19 protein-coding genes are annotated in these 17,904 nt (G+C 63.0%); 6 read left to right on the top strand and 13 right to left on the bottom strand.

Annotated elements, in window-relative coordinates; genetic code table 11:
• Positions 1-17: 17 nt before the first annotated feature.
• The 10 genes from AB4Y81_RS05610 to AB4Y81_RS05655 form a co-directional block, all read right to left on the bottom strand.
• Positions 18-719, bottom strand: coding sequence for an alpha/beta hydrolase (locus AB4Y81_RS05610; protein WP_441995486.1), 702 nt, complete (start codon positions 717-719; stop codon positions 18-20).
• On the bottom strand, positions 716-2,101 hold the full coding sequence (locus AB4Y81_RS05615) for an amidase (RefSeq protein WP_189076470.1): 1,386 nt from the start codon (positions 2,099-2,101) through the stop codon (positions 716-718). The genes AB4Y81_RS05610 and AB4Y81_RS05615 overlap by 4 nt, the downstream gene beginning before the upstream one ends.
• A complete protein-coding gene (locus AB4Y81_RS05620; RefSeq protein ID WP_189076471.1) occupies positions 2,085-3,041 on the bottom strand; it encodes a hypothetical protein in 957 nt (318 codons plus the stop codon). Before AB4Y81_RS05620 ends, AB4Y81_RS05615 begins: the two co-directional genes overlap by 17 nt.
• Positions 3,042-3,060: 19 nt before the next feature.
• On the bottom strand, positions 3,061-4,278 hold the full coding sequence (locus tag AB4Y81_RS05625) for an acyl-CoA dehydrogenase family protein (RefSeq protein ID WP_441995487.1): 1,218 nt from the start codon (positions 4,276-4,278) through the stop codon (positions 3,061-3,063).
• Positions 4,275-4,709 (bottom strand): hypothetical protein, encoded by a 435-nt coding sequence (locus tag AB4Y81_RS05630; protein WP_189076473.1) that lies wholly within the window; start codon positions 4,707-4,709, stop codon positions 4,275-4,277. Before AB4Y81_RS05630 ends, AB4Y81_RS05625 begins: the two co-directional genes overlap by 4 nt.
• Positions 4,710-4,755: 46 nt before the next feature.
• The gene (locus AB4Y81_RS05635) at positions 4,756-5,706 is read right to left on the bottom strand and encodes a ThiF family adenylyltransferase (RefSeq protein WP_189076474.1); all 951 of its coding nucleotides are present in this window, start codon (positions 5,704-5,706) and stop codon (positions 4,756-4,758) included.
• Positions 5,703-7,283: an MFS transporter gene (locus AB4Y81_RS05640; protein WP_441995488.1), complete on the bottom strand. Its 1,581-nt coding sequence runs from the start codon at positions 7,281-7,283 to the stop codon at positions 5,703-5,705. Before AB4Y81_RS05640 ends, AB4Y81_RS05635 begins: the two co-directional genes overlap by 4 nt.
• A complete protein-coding gene (locus tag AB4Y81_RS05645) occupies positions 7,280-8,428 on the bottom strand; it encodes a TauD/TfdA family dioxygenase (RefSeq protein WP_189076476.1) in 1,149 nt (382 codons plus the stop codon). The genes AB4Y81_RS05640 and AB4Y81_RS05645 overlap by 4 nt, the downstream gene beginning before the upstream one ends.
• A 138-nt stretch (positions 8,429-8,566) precedes the next feature.
• Entirely contained in the window at positions 8,567-9,058 is a 492-nt protein-coding gene (locus AB4Y81_RS05650; protein ID WP_189076477.1) for a MarR family winged helix-turn-helix transcriptional regulator, read from the bottom strand.
• Between the two features lie 231 nt (positions 9,059-9,289).
• A complete protein-coding gene (locus AB4Y81_RS05655) occupies positions 9,290-9,994 on the bottom strand; it encodes a TetR/AcrR family transcriptional regulator (protein ID WP_189076478.1) in 705 nt (234 codons plus the stop codon).
• Positions 9,995-10,101: 107 nt separating this feature from the next.
• Here AB4Y81_RS05655 and AB4Y81_RS05660 point away from each other — a divergent pair, with 107 nt between their 5' ends.
• From AB4Y81_RS05660 to AB4Y81_RS05670, 3 genes are all read left to right on the top strand, one after another.
• The gene (locus tag AB4Y81_RS05660) at positions 10,102-11,475 is read left to right on the top strand and encodes a flavin monoamine oxidase family protein (RefSeq protein ID WP_441995489.1); all 1,374 of its coding nucleotides are present in this window, start codon (positions 10,102-10,104) and stop codon (positions 11,473-11,475) included.
• A gap of 85 nt (positions 11,476-11,560) precedes the next feature.
• Positions 11,561-12,427: a universal stress protein gene (locus tag AB4Y81_RS05665; protein ID WP_039239024.1), complete on the top strand. Its 867-nt coding sequence runs from the start codon at positions 11,561-11,563 to the stop codon at positions 12,425-12,427.
• Positions 12,428-12,450: 23 nt separating this feature from the next.
• On the top strand, positions 12,451-13,953 hold the full coding sequence (locus AB4Y81_RS05670) for an APC family permease (protein WP_018778443.1): 1,503 nt from the start codon (positions 12,451-12,453) through the stop codon (positions 13,951-13,953).
• Positions 13,954-14,013: 60 nt separating this feature from the next.
• On the opposite strand, the gene AB4Y81_RS05675 is transcribed toward AB4Y81_RS05670, so the two are convergent.
• A complete protein-coding gene (locus tag AB4Y81_RS05675) occupies positions 14,014-14,577 on the bottom strand; it encodes a hypothetical protein (protein ID WP_441995490.1) in 564 nt (187 codons plus the stop codon).
• Positions 14,578-14,679: 102 nt separating this feature from the next.
• On the opposite strand from AB4Y81_RS05675, the gene AB4Y81_RS05680 reads away from it, so the two are divergent.
• Positions 14,680-15,060, top strand: a complete 381-nt coding sequence (locus tag AB4Y81_RS05680; RefSeq protein WP_079582030.1) for a VOC family protein — start codon at positions 14,680-14,682, stop codon at positions 15,058-15,060.
• 58 nt (positions 15,061-15,118) lie between these two features.
• Here AB4Y81_RS05680 and AB4Y81_RS05685 read toward each other — a convergent pair whose 3' ends face one another.
• Positions 15,119-15,568, bottom strand: coding sequence for a DUF5997 family protein (locus AB4Y81_RS05685; RefSeq protein WP_018778440.1), 450 nt, complete (start codon positions 15,566-15,568; stop codon positions 15,119-15,121).
• A gap of 33 nt (positions 15,569-15,601) precedes the next feature.
• Here AB4Y81_RS05685 and AB4Y81_RS05690 point away from each other — a divergent pair, with 33 nt between their 5' ends.
• Complete coding sequence (locus AB4Y81_RS05690) at positions 15,602-16,327, top strand: LysR family transcriptional regulator substrate-binding protein (protein WP_441995491.1); 726 nt, start codon at positions 15,602-15,604, stop codon at positions 16,325-16,327.
• On the opposite strand, the gene AB4Y81_RS05695 is transcribed toward AB4Y81_RS05690, so the two are convergent.
• A complete protein-coding gene (locus AB4Y81_RS05695; RefSeq protein WP_018778438.1) occupies positions 16,328-17,026 on the bottom strand; it encodes a GntR family transcriptional regulator in 699 nt (232 codons plus the stop codon).
• 109 nt (positions 17,027-17,135) lie between these two features.
• On the opposite strand from AB4Y81_RS05695, the gene AB4Y81_RS05700 reads away from it, so the two are divergent.
• Positions 17,136-17,903: a LamB/YcsF family protein gene (locus tag AB4Y81_RS05700; protein WP_441995492.1), complete on the top strand. Its 768-nt coding sequence runs from the start codon at positions 17,136-17,138 to the stop codon at positions 17,901-17,903.
• The last annotated feature ends 1 nt before the right edge of the window (position 17,904 follow it).

Below are 17,904 nucleotides of genomic sequence, written 5' to 3' on the forward strand. Positions count from 1 at the left end.
AGCCGAGCAAACCCAGGTCAGCTCTTCAGGAAAGTAGCAGTCTCGGCGGCGATCAGCGCCGAATCGTAGTCCAGGGTGGCCACATGGCCGCTACGGTGCAGCAGGATTTCCTTTGTGGATGCTGAGGACACTCCTTCGAGTGCCTTGAGTGCGGACGTTCTCCCCTGTTCGCCATCGGCGAGCGACCGGAAAACCAGTAGGGGCGCAGTGACGGAAGGTAGATATCCACCGACGTCACGCCACAGCTGTGATAGCTGTTGGATGGCGTTCAGCGGCAGCCTCGGGTAGCTGGTGTATTCCACGGACGGGTCCTTCACCTGACTTTGACCGTTGGGAATGCTGCGCAGAATCCCCTTCAGCATCGGCACTAGCGGCAGGAACGGGTTCTGTACTCCGAGCGACGGATTTACAAGAACAATCCGACTGATGTCGCTGCGCACGGCGCCCGCGCGCAGCGAGAGCGCTCCTCCAACGGACAGTCCGACCAAGGCGACCTGGCCGGCCGTCGTCGCCTGCTTTGCGGATTCGACGGCGTGATCAACCGACGCATACCAGTCACGCCATGACGTGTCGCGAAGATCCTGCCAGCGGGTATCATGGCCAGCCAGAACGGGCGTCTCGACATGCCACCCCCGCTCACGCAGGGCGGCGGCGAGTGGAGCCATGCTGGCAGGCGTGCCGGAGAAGCCATGCACTAGTACGGCCGCGCGGGCGCTCATGCCCATCCCGGTGCAAGCCCCAAGGCGCCACGATCGCCGAGGATACGGTCCACTTCAAGGAGCAACCGGCCTTCGCTGCCATGCCGCCCGCCGATCATCGCCCCGATCGGCAAGCCGTCTGCTTTGCTGACGGGAACAGACACGGCCGGCATGCCTGCAATGTTGTACATCGGGGTATAGGGCATAAAGCGGCTCATGGCTGCGAAGCTCTCTTCCTCGTTGGCGGACGTTGTGAATGCCCCACGGAGCGGGGGCGGGGTGGCAAGCGTCGGCGTGACCAGGAAGTCGACACCCCCGAAGACAAACTCTTCGAGCATGAGTGCCACACCCCGGAACAAGGCCAGCGATTCGTGGAGTTGCACGCCGGTCACTGCACGACCCTGTTCGCGCATCATCCTCGTGAAGGCTCCCAAGGACGATTCGTCGTCAACCTCGTAGGACGCAGCGACGACCGACCAAGTATCACGGAAGGCCTGGGCGACGACGTTGTCCTCGCCCAGCTCCACTGGCACCACTTCATGCCCCATCCGGGCGAGGTCGGAGGCGAGATCCTGAGCAGCCCGGACGCATACGGGTGCAGGCTCCAATCCGGGTACCATGGGCCGTACCGAGAGCCCGATCCGGAGTTGGCCCACCTGGCCTTGCCAGGTCCTCGCTGCGGAGAGATCCCCTGGTGCCTGCCCTGCGATCACGGCCAGTAGCGCCGCAGCGTCCCCGGCGTCACGCGCCAGTACACCCGGGACTGATAGGCCTGTGACCGCAGGATCGCCAGGGTTTCCGCTCACTGTCCCGTTGCTGGGCCGAACGCCGACCAGCCCGCAGCAGGAGGCCGGAATCCGCACCGAACCGCCGGCGTCGGTTCCGAGCGCCAGCGGCGCAAGGCCGGCGGATACGGCGGCGGCCGAGCCTCCACTCGAACCCCCGGGAGTGTGCTTCTCTGACCAAGGGTTCCTTGTGTCCCCGCCGATATGGTTTTCTGCGTGGCAGGAAAGCGCGAATTCCGGCAAGTGGGTCTTGCCAAGTATCGGCTGGTGGGCAGCACGAAGCAAGCCGACCAGATGGTCATCGCCTACGGCTCCCTCGGTCCGCTCGGCGATGCCCCAGCCGGTGGGGACGTCTTCGACGTCGATGTTGTCCTTTATTGCCACAGGGACTCCATGGAGTGGGCCAACGGCGTCGGTGCCCTGGCTCCGGATTAGGTGGTCGGCTGCCGCGGCCTGTCGGAGCGCGAGCTCATCGGTTACACGGACGTAGGCACCCAGCCGCCCGTCCAGGCGGCTTATCCGGGCGAGGTAGTGCTCGGTCAGCGCGATGGACGTCAGGTTGCCTGATTTGATGAGCGCCGCCTGTGCCCTTGCGCTGAGCTCATGCAGGGATGACATTATTTGCCTCCTCGAGTGCCGGGTCGTCGTTGCCCCTCACGACCGACCGCTCCGCTTGCATCGCCAGAAGCCTGAGCACAAGATGCTTCTGCCAGCCCTCGCCGTGCTGGCCTCGAAGCAATCCTTCGATGAGATCCAGGACCTTGCCGAGTTTGTCGGGCACAAGCGAGGCGAATGGCCTGGCGGTCACTTCACGCTCGTACGAGGGCCACATGAGGTGGTGATGTGGCAACGACGGTTGGGTGTGGGGCAAGGTGACAGGGTCGAAGCCGATGAGGCCCAAGTGCTGGAGTGCGCCGTCCTTGCGGCTGTCTCCGATCACGAGCCGCACTTCGTCGAGCGCCAAACTCGTCCTACCCATGGCCAGGATGAGGTGCCATGGAATCCGGTCACGATTACTGTCGAGTGGCTCACCACCAGCCCGCACGAACCGTTTGATCTCCCATGTGTCATGCGTGGTTAGCCCGGTATGCGCGAACCTGCCGAGCAAATCAACGTGATGCGCCGTCTCGACCGGGAACATCTCCCGCCCCGGGGCGTCGAGCAGGCCAGGCTGAGGCAGCTCTGCCCCGACGAGGGCCAAGTAGCCCTGGATCCGGCCCGTCTCGTCGAGACATACTGCATGGATAGTGTTCTGGGTGCCTTCGACCGGCTCGTGCAGCAGGTTGAGCCCCCGGGCGAGAGACGCGCTCATCATGCCCAGGTTAAGGAACTCCGCCAACCGGAAGCCAAGGAGTGCCAGAAGTGTCTCCCGATCTACCTGATCGGTCCTGAAGACCACGGTTGTGAGCCCGTCCCCTACCCCTTCGACGCGGCAGATTGCGTCGTTGCCGAGTTCGCTGGCAAGTGACCTCAGTCGGACTTTCCGCTGGAAGCCGAGCAGGTGCTGGACATACGCCGCATCAAGCCCGGCCTCGGACTCTTGGGTGGATGTGGCCATCGCCTCATTTGTGGCTGGTTCAGAAGTCATCATCGTCGTCCCGGTAGAGGCAGTCCGTGATCCCGAGGGCGAGTGCCTCCGGTGTGCCCTCAAAGATGCGGGTACCGAACGCATCTCGCAGCACTTTTTCGAGGCCGTACTCTTTCATGTAGCCGCGTGACCCCATGAGCGCGACGGCGGTATTGGCAGTGTCGATAGCCACCCGGTCAGCAAACAGCTTAGCCATGGCCGGCTCCACTTCCGGCGCGGGCAGTTGCGAATCGACCTTTACAGCGGACCTGAGGTACATCAGCCGGGCTGCCTCGACGTCGATCTTCATATCCGCCAACCGGCGCGCGGTCATCTGGTGGTCCTTGAGCAGCTTGCCTCCCCGGAGCCGCTCACCGCACCAGTCTCGGGCCAGCTCGAACGCGTGCCGGGCGATGCCGGTGGAAACTGCCGCAACCGTGGTGCGGGCCATGTTGCCCTGTGCGATATTGATCGCCGAACCCTGGGCCTCTCCGCCGATGAGGTTGCCTGCTGGCAGGCGCACGTCGTCGAACCAAATTTCGCTGCCCAGACATGCCCGATAGCCCATTTTGTCCAAGACCACTCCACGCCGGACCCCATCGGCATCCAACGGTACGACGATGCAGGTCAGTCCGGTGGCTCCTGGGTAGTCCTCCAGGTTGGCATAGACCGTGGCGAAGGACGCGACAGCACCGTTCGTGATGAAGCGCTTGTGTCCGTTCAGGACATATTGGTCGCCCTCGCGTCTCAGTGTGGTCCGCATGCGGGCGTCGGCGAAGTGCTGTGGGATCACCAAGTCCGTGCCTGCGTCTTCCTCGGCAACAGCGTTGCAGGCGAGGACCGCTTTCTCACCCGTGAACTGCGTGAGGAACTGGTCTTGGAGCTTTAAATCGCCGGAGAGCAGAACCGGCGTTTGTCCGAGCATGGTTGCGCCGAAGGCGAGGGCTATGCCCGGACAGGCCGCCGCCAGTTCTTCCATGGCCACGGCTACGCCGAGGACGCCCACGCCGAGGCCGCCGATTTCAATCGGTAACAATGCCCGGGTCAGGCCGATGTCATGGCCCGCCGCGATGACGTCCCAGTCAAAAGCGTCAGCGTCTTGTTGGTCAAGCTCGATCGCTTTGGGGGCGACAATGTCCTGAGCAAACTCGCGGGCGAGGTCGCGGAACGCGATCACGGAGGCGGGAAGCAGGTCGAAGTTCAACTCGGTCTCAAGAGCTGCAGTCATGATTCGTCCTTATCTTCGGGAACCAGGGGCTGTCTCGCAACGTCCGCGATGCCATGCGCGGCAGCGATCTGGGGGTAACAGTCGAAAGCAGGCTGCAGGATCGGGACGAGCTCAAGTACTTTGGCGACCTTGCCCTTGATCCGTACTTTGCCCATGGCCAGTGCGGCTGGCATCAGGAGTGATCCGTTCCAGAGCTTGTGAGCGGTGTCGCAGCTCATTTTGATGCTGATGGCGGCGGTGTCCGGGGCCTCGTCGCCGCGCAGAACTCCTTCGGGGGATACATGGATGACAGCGTCAGGGCTGGTGTGCAGGAGACGGACGCTCAAGTTGTTCTCGCGAAGCCCGTCAGTGAAGGTGTTGTCTTCGCTCAGGATGCGGAAGAGTTCGCCGAAAACGGCGTAGGCGGTCTCGGAGTCAGCGTAAATAGGCATGGTGGAACTCCTTGTCGGTTGATGAAAAATGAAAATGATGCGGAAGTCAGCGGGGCCGTGCGTGAGAGATGAGTGAGGCGAGCAGTCGGCCGGCGGCCACTGGTTGCATCACGGATTCGACGAGACGTTGCCGCCAGGGCGAAGCTACGGCGTGGATGTTGACGGCGATGTGGTGGGCAACCGGCTGTCCGGTCACGATTCGGAAGGCAAGGCCTGTGGCGAGGGCACCGAACTGATCGGCGGCATGCACCAGCTGCGGGAATGCAAAGCCTTCCTGCCCGCCACTGGCGTGGACAAGCCGGATCAGGTCCCGTGGCACTCGGCGCGCGGGCACCAGCCGGGCCAGCAGGTTCCACATCGGAAGTGTTTCCATCTGCTCACGAGTGACCTGGCCGTCGAAGATCCGGAGGCCACGCCGGTAATCGTAGACCCTCACATACTGTGCCCCTGACATGTCCCATCCGGTGAAGAGCGGGAGTCGCGCCGCCCGGGCACGCTCGTGCAGCAACCCTTTGGCGGCCAACCCACCACGTGTGGTGATGTCGACGCCGTCGATAATCAGGGCGACGTCATGGAGCAACTCGTCAACGGTGCCCTCCTGCACACCTTCCTCGATGATTTGTATGTCAGCGTGTGGATTGATCGCCCGAGCGCGCTCGGCCGCGACGGCCGCCTTGTTGCGCCCGAGGTCCCCGACGGTGGCGTTCTGGCGGTTGAGATTGTTGAGTTCATACATGCCGGGGTCGGCTAGGACCAGTCTTTGGAAGCCGAACCGGATTAGGGGTTCGACGGCGGCCCCGCCAATGGAGCCGCAACCAGCAATGAGAATCCGGGCTTGGACCACTGACTGCTGGTCGGCCTCGCTAACGATGCCGGTATTCCGGGAGGTCAATACCTTGTAGAACTCATCCGGGTCAAGTGCGCGCGCAGCGGCCGGGTTATCGATTTCAGGCAACTCGGTATGAGGATCGGCTCGTCCGGTGACAGTGGCCCTCATGCTGGAGCTTCCTCGGCGGTGCCCTGGATCCTGGTGGGAATCCAGATTGCAGCAGCGAGTGCGCCGATGAGGAGGATTCCGATGCAGATCCAGAACGTGAGGTGCATGGAGTCCACAAAGGCAGCTTGGGCATTCGCGAGGGCAGCCTCGATAGCTGGGAGCTGTTTGGGCTCGGATGTTGCCACTTGGTTCAAGACGTATGAGGTGGACCCCAGAGAGCCTTGGGCGCGCTCGCGCAGATCCGCGGGGAGCCAGTCCAACGAGCCGCCAAGCCGGTTCTGATAGGTCATGGACAGGACCGAACCCATCACGGCGACGCCCAGGGCCGCTCCGACCTGACGCAGGGTGTTGTTGACCGCACCTCCGACGCCGGCTTTCGCGACCTCGACCGCTGACATGGCCAGTGTGGTGGTGGCCCCCATGACCAAGCCCATGCCAAGTCCGGCGACCAGCAATCCTGCCTCCAAGAGGATCAACGAAGAGTCCGCGTCGATGACGACGAAGCTGCCCAGCGCTGTAGTCAGGAGCAGCAGGCCGCCGGTGATGGATGCCTTGAAGCCGGCAATGCGCACCATTGCCGCGCTGTTGATCGCCGAGATGATGGAACCGAACGCGACCGGCAGCAGGATCAGGCCAAGCTCCAGAGGGGAATGGCCGAGTACCAGCTGGGCGAAAAAGACCAGCAGGAAAGTCCCTCCTGTGAGCGCGAAAAAGGCTAACGAGATCGAGAGCGTCCCGCCGGCGAATGCCGGGCTCCGGAACAACGTTATGTCCAAGGCTGGGGACGTTTTGCGCCGTTCGACAGCGACCAGCACCGCTGAAAGCACCAGCCCCAGGAGGATTAGCCCACCAGTACGGGGCGCTAGCCAGTCAGAAGTCGCGCCCGCCTCGATGACGCCGTACACAAGCGCAGAGATGGCGGCAGCGGACAGTATCAGGCCCGGGACATCGAGGGCCGGTTTGACGCTGCTACGGGATTCCGGCAACGCAACGAACAGCAGAACGAGGCAGACGGCGGCCACGGGAAGGTTTATCAGGAATACCGACCCCCACCAGAAGCCTTCGAGGAGGGTACCACCGATGATCGGGCCTAACGCGACCGAGATACCGCCGAGCGCGGCCCAGACACCCATCGCCTTGCCCTGGTCCTTTTCCGGGATGCCGTCCTTAATGATGGCCAGTGTGGCCGGAGGTACAACGGCCCCGCCGACTCCCATCACCGCACGCCAGAGGATCAGCTGTTCGGGGGTGACCGCCCAGGCCGAAAATGCCGATGCAACTGCGAACACTAGGAGGCCCAAGGCCAGCACGCGCCGCCGTCCGTAACGGTCGGCTAGCACGCCTGCGGTGAACATGAGAGCGGCGTAGACAAGGATGTAGGAGTCCACTGCCCATTGCAGTTGGGACGTCGTCGCGGAGAGGTCGTTCTGGATGTCGCGAAGAGCGACATTGAGGATGGTGTTGTCCATCATCACCATCAGGAAGCAGACACCGGTTACCAGGAGCAACAAGCCGGGCCGGACTTGTCGTCCACTCGTGATGCCCGAGGCCGGAATTGTGGTGGATTTCGTAGTCATCTAGCAACGGTTCCTTTGGTGATGGCTGCGGGATCGAGCCACTCAGACACCTGACTTCGGGCAAAAGGATGGTCTGCAGAGTGAATCGGCACGTGTACCCGCGACTGCGGGACCCGCGAGGCGATCGAGCGCCGCAGGTCCGGCACCGCAAAGCAACGCCGTAACCATCTGTCCGCGTCGTCAGCACGGGCACTGAAGTTGGTGCGCCCATGCACGGCTTTGTCATTGTCAACGACCACCATGTCTCCTCCCTCAAGGACGTGGCCATGCAGGTTGGACAGGAGTGCCTGCCTCAGGTTGGCAAGCGCGCGCTCTCCCTCCGGATACAGAGAGGACATGGCGTGGAAGTCGACGCAGAGCTCCGGATCTGAGGGCGATCCTTGGAGCACCGCCATCGGGGCGGAAAAGACGTTGTCATCGCCAACGAATGAACTGGCAATTCGAATGCGGAAGATTGGCCGTGCAAGAGTTGTCCGGCTTCCGCCGTCCAGCCCGGCCAGAGCGCTGCGGATACCGCTTGCGAGCGTCCATGCCTGTCGTTCATGGTCGGCGCGCAGTCCGAGCAAACTGATGAAACGGGGGCGGGCCGGATGGAAGCCGTCCTCGGTGTGTAACTCAAGGAGGCAGGTGCCGGAGTTCTCCTGCCGGTGCTCAGAGCCTTGGACGGGAACGACGTCCTGGATAATCCGGCCTTGCTTCTCGTCGGCATATGAGATGACGTCGCCGAGCACGTTCATCACCATCAGCTGGATGATGCTGGCGATCTCCACGACCCGCCAGCTCCCGTCGTAATTGCCGGTGCGTGGCGTGATGGGCAGTTCTGCGTCAATGGGCACGTTGCGCAGCAGGAGCGCACCCTCCGCGTTGCCATGATGACGGAATTCGAGAAGAGTCCTGACGAGCCTGACTGGCGCCTCGCGGTACATGGCAATACTGCAATCAACCATGAGTGCCGAGTCGTCGAGGTGATAGCCAGACGGCCGACTCGAGTGACGGTGGGCGATTTCCCGTGCTACTTCCGCCAGGTGATCGCGCTCGCTGTTGCTCAAAGCAATGGCAAGCCCCTCCAGCGGCTGGATGGCCCAAGAGCCTCCATGGCCGTCCTCAACGCGAGGCGTGGGGTGCGTTGCAGGGTTCTCCCCCATTGATTCCTCCTATATAAGTCAGTTTATTCATATAAGTTAACTTATATAGAACTTCGACGGAGAGCGCAAGGATGATTCGAGAGAAGACTGCCGTCTTGGGGAAAACGCCCTAAAGCGAGGCTGAGAACTCGTTGATGCCTAAGATGCGAGGGCTTGGCGAGCTCGCCGCAGCAACTCGCGAAGCTGCTCAACCTCGGATTCGGTAAAAGCGTCGCGCAACTCCAGCTCAACCTTTCGAACCGCCTCGTCGGCCGCTTCCATGACCCGATGGCCTTTGAGGGTCAATGTGGTGGCCAGCGCTCGCGAATGAATCTCGGCCGGCTCCCGTGTGACCAGCGCACGTCCTTCGAGCTTGGTCATGATCACCCCCATCGACTGTGGCGTCACATTGACCAGGCGGGCCAGCTGAGCACTTGAGGATCCGGGATTGCATTCAAGCATGAGGAGAGCCGCATACTGCGTCGGTGTGAGGTTGAAACCGACAAGCACGTCGGTGACCCGGGCGACGAGTACGGCATCGGACTGGTTGATCAGGGTGGTCAGTCGGGCGTTTATCTCCTGCTGACGCACCGAAGCACTCATGTTGCGACGCGGCATCGTCGGGGCCTCCTTGGCGTATATCTCATCCATGGGCGACAGCAGCCTCAAGTGGGTTCCGGGCAGGCGGACCTCGTCGCGCAAGCGGTGCCGTGGACCTCGGGGGCAAGTTCGACAAGATCACTGTCCTCAAGTTCACATTGCTATCCCCGCACGGTCAAGCAACACTAGGCCACCTTATAGGATTTTGCCCGGGGCCAGTCTCGCCCCTGCGCGTGCTCGGATTGGCATCGGGAGGGTTCGATGCTGTGGTGCCACGCTGCCTTACCCCCGCAGAGCCCCAAAGCCCGTAATCAAAGCCTCCAAGCCCAAGCTGAAGGCAATGTCAGTGGGCCGCTCATGCTGTTCCAAGGCCAGCCGGTCCACGGCGGCAGTGAAGTTGGGGACCTGGTCGGCGAGGGTACCGGCGTCGAAGATGTCCTCAGGTGCGGTGACGTCGTAAGCGGCCCCGAAGACAAAGGCCTCGATAGCCACAATCGCGGAGATGATTTTCTCCTCCGGGAAGCCTGCGTCGCGGAAGCCGGCCGTCACGGCCTCGTACATGGCCAGGGTCTTGGGAGCATTGGCGACAGGCAGGACGGCGATGATCGGAATAAGCGGCGTGTGCTCGGAGAACACATCCCTGTAGGACCATGCCCACTTGCGAACGGCCTCTTCCCAGGGCTCAATCCCGAACGCCGACACATCAACCATCGCGGCCAAGTGGTCCTCGAGCAGGACGAGCACGTCGTCCTTGGAGGACACGTGGTTGTACAAGGCAGAGGGGGCTACTCCCAGTGTGCGGGCCAACGCTGCCATGGTGAGTCCGTCGTAACCCTTGCTGCTGATCAGCTTGAGCGCCGCCGTCGTGATGCCGTCCTGGTCCAGAACCGCCGCCGTTGGTCGGCCGGCGCGGCGCCGGGAAGTGGCGGATGGGGCTGGGGTGGGTTCGGGCATCGGGAGCCTTTCTGCTGCCTGTGTCCCCAGCATTATTCCATCGGCTCTTCACAGCCGCGCACTCAGCCGCTACTATGGAGATAAATGAATGCCATTCATTTATTGGTCAGCCACCAACGGACGGCCACGGAGAGGACATCATGCAGAATCTTGATCGCGACGTTGTGATCGTCGGTGCCGGGCCGTCAGGGCTGACGGCGGCACGTGAACTGAAGAAGGCCGGGCTCAGCGTCGCAGTGCTCGAAGCACGCGACCGCGTGGGCGGCCGCACCTGGACCGACACCATCGACGGCGCCATGCTGGAGATCGGCGGCCAGTGGGTTTCGCCGGACCAGACGGCCCTCATGGACCTGCTGGACGAGCTCGGCCTGAAAATGTACCCACGCTACCGCGATGGCGAATCCGTCTACATCGGCGCAGACGGCAAGCGCACGCAGTACACCGGTGACACCTTCCCGGTCAACGAAACCACCAAGGCCGAGATGGACAAGCTCGTCGCCATCCTGGACGAACTCGCAGCAGAGATCGGCCCCACCGAGCCCTGGGCACACCCCAAGGCACGCGAGCTGGACACCATCTCCTTCCACCACTGGCTCCGCCGGAACTCCACAGACGAAGAAGCCTGCAACAACATCGGCCTCTTCATCGCCGGCGGCATGCTCACCAAGCCCGCGCACGCCTTCTCGGCATTGCAGGCAGTCCTGATGGCCGCCTCTGCCGGTTCGTTCACGCACCTCACGGACGAAGACTTCATCCTGGACAAGCGCGTCATCGGCGGCATGCAGCAGGTTTCACTGCTCCAGGCAGCAGAACTGGGTGCCGATGTCGTCCTTAACAGCCCGGTGCGCACCATCAAGTGGGACGACAACGGCGTGACCGTTGTTTCCGAGCAGGCCACCGTCAACGCCCGTTACGTGATCATGGCCGTTCCGCCGAACCTGTACTCACGCGTTTCCTTCGACCCGCCGCTCCCGCGCCGCCAGCACCAGATGCACCAGCACCAGTCGTTGGGCCTGGTCATCAAGGTCCACGCTGTGTACGACACGCCGTTCTGGCGTGAAGACGGACTGTCCGGCACGGGCTTCAGCGCCGGTGCGCTGGTGCAGGAGGTCTACGACAACACCAACTACGGCGACACCCGCGGAACCCTGGTTGGCTTTGTGTCCGACGAGAAGGCCGACGCCGTGTTCGAGCTCAGCGCCGAAGACCGCAAGAAGGCCATCCTGGAGTCCATCGCCGGATTCCTGGGCGACAAGGCCCTCACCCCCGAGGTTTACTACGAGTCCGACTGGGGCTCCGAAGAGTGGACCCGTGGCGCGTACGCTTCCAGCTACGACCTCGGAGGCCTGCACCGCTACGGCAAGGACCAGCACGCGAACGTCGGCCCGATCTTCTGGTCCTCGTCCGACCTCGCCGCCGAAGGCTACCAGCACGTTGACGGCGCAGTCCGCATGGGCCAGGCAACCGCCGCGCGGATCGTCGAAGCCAACAAACTGGCATCAGTGACTGTCTGATCGCTGTGAAACCACACCGGCAGGCCGGGGGAGCACCATTTCCCGGCCTGCCGGCTGCACTGTTTAAGAACTGAAAGGGACCACCATGCGCTACGTAGTTGGTTACACCGCCAACGCAAGGGGCCACGACGCCGTCCACCTTGCCGTCGCCTTGGCCCGGAACCAGGATGTCAGCCTGGACCTGGTCCTGGTGATCCCGGAGGACTCCCCGTTCAATGCCGTGTACCCACCCGAAGCCGGCTACGACGACATCCTCAACCAGCAAGCCCAGCGCTGGCTTGATGAGGGCCTCGCCTTGGTCCCGGATGACATCACGGCGCACGGACACATCCGCCGCGGTGATTCCGAGGCCCAGGCGCTGATTGACGCAGCTGTCGAGATGGACGCCGCGGCCCTGGTCATCGGCGCCACGAACGGCGGCTTGTTCAAGCGGTTCACCATTGGTTCCGTGGCGGGTTCACTGCTTCATTCGTCGCCGGTCCCGGTGGCGCTGGCACCCCACGGCTACCAGCGGACAGATGCCATCACCCGGCTCAGCTGTGGTTTCGGGACGCGTCCCGGCGCAGACGAACTGCTCGACGTCGCCGTCGAGTCCGCACGCGACCGGCACCTGCCGCTTCGGCTCGTTTCCCTGTTGGCGCTCGACGGCGGTAACTCGCTGACGCTGGCAGACGCCGCCTGGATGCACGCCGCCGACCGGCTTGCCGCCGTTGGAAGTTCAACCCCGGACGCACCGCTGCCTGAGCCCGAAATCGTCGTGGCGCAGGGCCGGACCATAGAAGAAGCCGTGGACCGCCTCGACTGGGAAGACGGCGAAATCCTGCTGATCGGCTCCAGCCGCCTCGCCCAGCACCGTGCCACGTTCCTTGGCAGCACCGCCAACCGGATCCTGCGCGCCCTTCCCGTTCCCATGATCGTGGTTCCCCGCGATTACACGCGCCAAAGCTCCTAGCAATCGCCTGAGAGGCAATACCCATGTCTACTGCACCAAAGACGGTCCAGTCGAAAGAATCAACCCTGAGTGAAAAGGGACTGAAAGCCGGATCGGTGGGCCTGATTGGCGCCGTCGTGATCGGCGTTTCCTGCATCGCTCCCGCGTACACGCTGACCGCCGCCCTGGGGCCCACCGTGTCCGAGGTGGGCGTGCACTTGCCGGCCATCTTCCTTGTGGGCTTCATCCCCATGCTGCTGGTGGCGCTCGGCTACCGCGAACTGAACAACGCCATGCCCGACGCCGGCACCTCCTTCACGTGGGCGACGCGGGCGTTTGGTCCGTGGATCGGATGGATGGGCGGCTGGGGACTGATCGCGGCGACCATCATTGTGCTGTCCAATCTGGCGGCCGTTGCCGTGGACTTCTTCTACCTGATGCTCGGGCAGATCTTCAGCAACCCGGAGCTGGGCGAGCTCAGCAAAATCCTGCCGCTGAACATTGCCACCACACTGGTTTTCATTGCGCTGGCTTGTTGGATTTCGTACCGCGGCATGGAAACCACCAAAGGCGTCCAGTACGTGCTGGTGGCCTTCCAGTTGCTGGTCCTGGGATGGTTCGCGGTCTCGGCGTTCGTGCATGTAGCCAACGGCACGGCCTTCGATGCCACTGCCATTTCGCCTGACTGGTTCAACCCGTTCGCCGTCGATTCGTTCTCGTCATTCGCTGCAGGTGTCTCGCTCTCGATCTTCATTTACTGGGGCTGGGACGTCACTCTGACCATGAATGAGGAGACGAAGAATCCGGAAAAGACGCCCGGCCGTGCGGCAACCATCACCGTGCTGGTCATCGTGATCATCTACATGACCGTCGCACTGGCTACCTTGTCCTTCGCGGGCGTCGGCGAGACCGGCCTGGGCGCCGGCAACCCGGAGAACCAGTCCAGCATCTTCGCGGTTCTGGCGGGTCCGGTGATGGGTCCGTTCGCGATCCTCATGTCCTTGGCCATCCTGAGCAGTTCCGCCGCGTCCTTGCAGTCGACCTTCGTTTCACCGGCCCGCACCATGCTGGCCATGGGCCACTACCGCGCCATTTCGCCCCGCTTTGGGCGGATCAGCCCCACGTTCAAGTCGCCGAGCTTTGCCACCATCGCCGCGGCCATCGCGGCAGCCGCGTTCTACGTGATCACCCGGACTGTGTCCGAGAATGCCCTGTGGGACACCATCACCGCCCTGGGCATGATGATCTGCTTCTATTACGGCATTACAGCTCTGGCCTGTGTTTGGTTCTTCCGCGCTTCAGCCTTCAGCGGTGTCCGTGCATTCTTCTTCAAGTTCCTGGCACCGTTGCTGGGCGGGGTGATCCTGCTGGTGATGTTCGTGAAGACGGCCATGGACTCGATGGATCCCGCGTATGGCTCGGGCTCGTCCGTAGGCGGGGTAGGCCTGGTGTTTGTGCTGGGGATGGGTGTGATCCTGCTGGGCGTTGTGGTGATGCTGGTGATGTATCGGCTGCGGCCCGGGTTCTTCAAGGGCAAGGTCCTCTAGTTTCCTCCCGTCGAGTTGGCTCCTAATGACAATGTTGCCCGCCGGGATTGTCACTAAGTGTCACCTCGGTGAAGGGATTGCGGACGTCGGTACACCTGCTGCCCGCTCCGCTGCCGCAAGGGCCACGGCCAGGCGCTCGACGGCGGCGCGATAGTCGGTGCCGGCAGTCACCCGGCAGTACTCGGCTTCCCGCATGGCCCTGGTGAGTGCCGCCGTTTCCGTAGTCCGAACGTCCGTCATGGCCGGAAAATCGATGGCCTGCGCGGGGTCCAGTTCGTAGCGGCGCCACTGGGCAAGGATGTGGGCATGGAGGGCGGCATCGTCAGCAAACCCGGCACGACGGCGGGGCTCGGCGGCGTGGATGCGCTCCACTTTGCGGGCGCCGGCGAAGGTGGTCGCAGCGGTTGCAAAGCACACGAAAACCATGATGACCCCGGCTGGCGGCCACTGCACTGACGGCACCAAAACAGCGGGCATTATGACCACGAGCCCGGCGAACACGTCCCAAAAAAGCCCGTCCGGCTCCCGGCCACGTCCATGCGTGAGTTTCTTATGCAAGACGTACGTGGTTGCCGCAGTTGCAAGAACCAGGGCAACGCCCCACAGGAGCATCATGGCGGGCATCGGACACCTCCAGGCGACTTCGCTGCTATTGATTCAGTATGCGCCAGCGCGTGAGTGGACGCGAGGGGTCAACTGTCGTACCCCCGGCGTAGCCTTGGCACCATGAGACTGAAAATGTGCAGCATCCACGTCAAGGACCCGGCAGCAGCTCACACGTTCTACACGGAGACGCTGGGGTTTGAGACCCTGATGGCCATGCCCGAGTACAACCTCTTCATTATCAAGAATCCCGGAGCGGACAACAATGCAACCGGGCTGCTGCTGGAACCCAGCGACAACCCGATCGGCGCGAACTACATGAACGCCGTCTACGAAGCCGGGATGCCCGCTGTTGTCCTGGGCGTTCCGGATGTCCAGGCCGAGTACCAACGCCTGCTGGCTGCAGGCGTGACTTTCAAGGGCGAGCCGGCCGAGGATCCGTCAGGAATCAGCGCAGTTTTCGACGACGGTTGCGGCAACTTCGTCCAGCTCCACCAGGACTAGCGCTTAAAAGAGTTGCGGCCGGAGACCACCGGTCCCCGGCCGCACCTTTCAGAAAACTTTACGCGTGGTCGCGCTTGGACGTCTTGGGAGCGTCGCGCTTTGCGGCGGCGTTGTCCCGGGCTTCCTTGGTGGCGGCCTTCCTGGCAGCCTCTTCCTTCACACGCTGTGCCTCGGAGCGGACAGCGGCGTGGGTGGCACGCTCGGTGACCAGCCACTGCGGGGGAGCCTGCAGCAGCTCGGTGATTTCCGCCGTCGTGAGTGCATCTTCAACGCCGCCGCGGGCCAGGCCGCTGATGGAGACGTTGAGTTTCTGTGCCACGACGGGACGCGGGTGCGGGCCGTTGCGGCGGAGTTCGGCGAGCCACTCCGGCGGGTTTGCCTGAAGTTCGGCGAATTCCTCGCGGGTGATGGACGAATCCTGGAATTCCTGGGGTGTCGCGGGCAGGTAGATGCCGAGTTTCTTGGCGACTGTTGCCGGCTTCATGGACTGGGAGTTCGAGGACGTCATGCTTCAAGGGTATCTGGCCGGTACTGTGAGTGTGTGCCAGATGCTGAAGATTCCGCCGAAACCCCCGAGTCCCAACCCGGGCTTCGCTTCGCCTACGTGGCGGGCGTTACCCCCGGCAAGTGGATCCGCCGGTGGGAAGAACGGATGCCGGATGTCGCGCTGCACGCGTTCATGTCCGACGACGACGCGCAGCTTTCGGTGCTGCGTGACGGTTCCGCGGACCTCAGCTTTGTCAGGTTGCCCGTGGACCGCGAAGGCCTGAACGTCATCCCTTTGTATGAAGAGCAGCCGGTGGTCGTGGCGCCCAAAGGCCACGAAATCTCGGTGTTCGAGGAAGTGGCGCTGGATGACCTGGCGGAGGAGAACTTCCTTGACGTAGGGGAAATGGGTGGCCCGGACATGGCCCTCCAGGTGGTTGCTTCCGGAGCCGGGCTGGTGATCATGCCCATGTCGGTCGCCAGGCATTTGAACGCCAAGGACACTGTCATGCGGCGTTTGACGGGTGCGCCCGGAACACAGATCGGCTTGGCGTGGCCGGTGGGAACGGATTCGCCGGTGATCGAGGAATTCATTGGAATCGTGCGGGGCAGGACGGCCCAGAGCTCGCGTCAACCATCCGCCCAACAGGAAAAGCCCAAGAAAGCACCCAAGCCTGATCGTCGTGGCGGGGGCCCCAAAAAGCCTGCCGTCGCACAGCGCTACGCTCCCAATCCTGACAAGGGCCGGGGCAAGGGTTCGCGCAAGAAGGGCAAGCGCTGACTACTCGCCGTGGATGGCAGCCTGCTGCTGTTCCGAACGGTTGAGATAGGCCAGGAGCAGGTCGCCCGCACGTTCCAGTTCGCCGGCTTCCAGTGCAGCGCAGATCTGCTCGTTTTCCGCGAGCCAGTCACTGTAGAAATGTGCGTTCATGGTGGCCTTGTGGAAATAGAGCCGCATCTCGGCCAGGATCTGGGCCATGATCGTGTTCAGCCGGTTGCTTTCCGCGAGGGCAACGATCGCTCCATGGAAATGCTGGTTGGCGCTGCCCAGACCTTCATTGTCATTGGCGGCCGCAGCCAGCTTTCCCTCTTCGACGGCGGCCCTGACGGCGGCGACGCGCTCCGGTGAGCCGCCTGCGCGAATGGAACTGACCTCGATGGCACGGCGCACGGTGTAGACATCGTGGATGTCACCGGCTTCAAGGGTGGCCACATATACGCCCCTGTTTGGCTGCCGGATGAGCAGTCTCTCGCCGGCGAGTTCGGCAAACGCTTCGCGCACGGTGTTCCGGGAGACTCCCAGATCTTCTGCGATGGTGGCCTCAGTGAGTTTGGCGCCCGGAACAAGGAAGCCTTCGGCCAGTTGATAGCGCAGTTCCTCTGCGACCCGCTCAGCCACGGACGGCACCCTGAGGCGCATCCTGGCGCGCGCGCCGTCGAAGCCAGCATGTTCGCTTGATTCCTGATCTGCACTGGCCATGACTCCAAAATTACACGATTGCCGAAAATTCGGATCGCTGGATTGTTGAACAATCCAGCAGATTGGTGCATGCTGGATGTAACGCACATCACGAGGCAGGGATCACACCATGGCAACCATCGATCTGAACAGCGACGTCGGCGAGTCCTTCGGGCGCTGGACACTCGGGGACGACGCTGCCATGTTCCAGTCCGTTTCCAGTGCCAACGTTGCATGCGGATTCCACGCCGGCGACCCCAGCGTCATCCGCAGCACCTGCGCGAAGGCGGTCCAGGCCGGCGTCGTAATTGGTGCCCATGTCGGCTACCGCGACCTCGCGGGTTTCGGCCGCCGCTTCATGGATATCGATCCCAAGGAGTTGGCGGACGACGTCGTGTACCAGATCGGGGCCTTGCAGGCTCTGGCGGCCACTACGGGAGCGCGCGTCGAATACGTCAAGCCCCATGGTGGCCTCTACAACGCAATCGTGAAGCACACAGCCCAGGCGCGGGCAGTAGTGGAAGCTGTGAAATCGGTGGACCCCAACCTCCCGATTCTTGGCCTTCCCGGCTCCGAAGTCCTGCGTATCGCTGAGGAAGCCGGCCTGCGGGGCGTTTCCGAAGCCTTCGCGGACCGCGCCTACAACCTGGACGGAACCCTCGTTTCCCGTTCCCAGCCGGGTGCCGTCCTGCATGACCCAGCCGAAGTGGCCGAACACGTCCTGCGTATGGCCACCGAACAGTCGGTAAAGGCAATCGACGGTTCCATCCTCAAGATCCGCGCAGAGAGCATCTGCGTGCATGGTGACTCACCGGGAGCCGTTGCTATGGCTACCGCGGTGAAGTCCGTACTGGGCGAGGCCGGCGTAGCCGTCGGCTCGTTCCTCCCATCCGTTTGAA

The organism is Paenarthrobacter sp. TAF1 (genome assembly GCF_052113825.1).
Taxonomy (GTDB): domain Bacteria; phylum Actinomycetota; class Actinomycetes; order Actinomycetales; family Micrococcaceae; genus Arthrobacter; species Arthrobacter nicotinovorans.